Below are 1383 nucleotides of genomic sequence, written 5' to 3' on the forward strand. Positions count from 1 at the left end.
CACTAGTGTCCTGCGCCTTTAATTCGTGCGATATATTTTGTGAGCGAGTTGAGGATCTCGTCGGCGGTCTTGATCCACACGAACGGCTTTGGGTCGTCGTTGTAGTTCTTGATCCAGTTGCGGATGTCGGCTTCGAGGGCGGGCACGGAGGTGTGTACGCCGCGGCGGATGAGTTTGTCGGTGATCAGGCCGAAGAAGCGTTCGACCTGGTTGACCCAGCTCGATCCGGTCGGGGTGAAGTGCATGTGGAACCGGGGATGGCGGTCCAGCCAGGCGTTGATCTCGGGTGTCTTGTGGGTGCCGTAGTTGTCGCAGACGATGTGCACGTCGAGCTCGTCGGGGACGTTCTTGTCGATCGTGACCAGGAACTTTTTGAACTCGACGGCGCGGTGTTGGCGGTGCAGTTCGGAGATGACTTCTCCGGTGGCGATGTCGAACGCGGCGAACAGGCTGGTGACGCCGTGACGGGCGTAGTCATGGGTGCGCCGCTCGGGCATGCCGGGCATCATCGGCAGCACCGGCTGCGACCGGTCCAACGCCTGCACCTGCGACTTCTCGTCGACACAGAGCACGACGGCCTTCTCCGGCGGATGGTGGTACAGCCCGACCACGTCGACGACCTTCTCCACGAACAACGGATCGGTGGAGATCTTGAACGTGTCCTGCCGGTGGGGCTTGAGGTCGAACTTGCGCCAGATCCGCCCGATCGTGGACTTCGACAACCCGGAACGCTTCGCCATCGACGCCCGCGACCAATGTGTGGCATCGGTCGGTACTTCCTCCAACGTCGCCACGACCACATCTTCGACCTTGTCCAGCAAAACCGACGGCGGCCGTCCCGGGCGCGGCTCATCCATCAGGCCGTCCAGCCGTTTGGCCACGAACCGGCGCCGCCACTTGAGCACCGTGTTCGGCTGTATCCCAAGATCGGAGGCGACCTGCTTGTTCGACGCTCCGTCCGCACACGCCAGCACGATCCGCGCCCGCAACGCCAACGCCTGCGAGCTCTTGGCCCGCCGCGACCAGCGCACCAGCTGCTCCCGCTCGGCATCGGAGACCATCAGCTCGACCTTCGCCCGACCCGGACGCGGCCGATCCACCAGGCCGTCCAGCCGCGACTCGCTAAACCGGCGGCGCACATTGATCACCGTCATCCGGGTCACGCCCAGCTCATCAGCGAGCTGCGCATACACCACGCCAGGCTCGGCGCACGCCAAGACGATCTTCGCGCGCATCGCCATCCGCGCCGAATCCCCCCGCGACCAGCGCACCAACTGGTCACGCTCCTCATCAGTCAGTACGAACTCAGCAGCAGCCGACACCGTGTCCAACATACAGGCAGTCTATTCACTTAACGTATGAAATAACGGCTCGACACACTAG

General features: G+C 63.3%; 1 protein-coding gene. It reads right to left on the reverse strand.

What is annotated here, in order from left to right:
- Positions 1-2: 2 nt before the first annotated feature.
- Complete coding sequence (locus ELR45_RS34220) at positions 3-1334, reverse strand: IS630 family transposase (protein ID WP_205857831.1); 1332 nt, start codon at positions 1332-1334, stop codon at positions 3-5.
- Positions 1335-1383 lie beyond the last annotated feature (49 nt).

The sequence above is a fragment of the Phytoactinopolyspora endophytica genome (genome assembly GCF_004138495.1).
In the GTDB taxonomy this organism is placed as follows: Bacteria; Actinomycetota; Actinomycetes; order Jiangellales; family Jiangellaceae; genus Phytoactinopolyspora; species Phytoactinopolyspora endophytica.

What these genes read in the sequence shown, in the direction of transcription:
- ELR45_RS34220 (WP_205857831.1), bottom strand. Translation starts at nt 1,334, where the DNA reads ATGTTGGACACGGTGTCGGCTGCTGCTGAGTTCGTACTGACTGATGAG.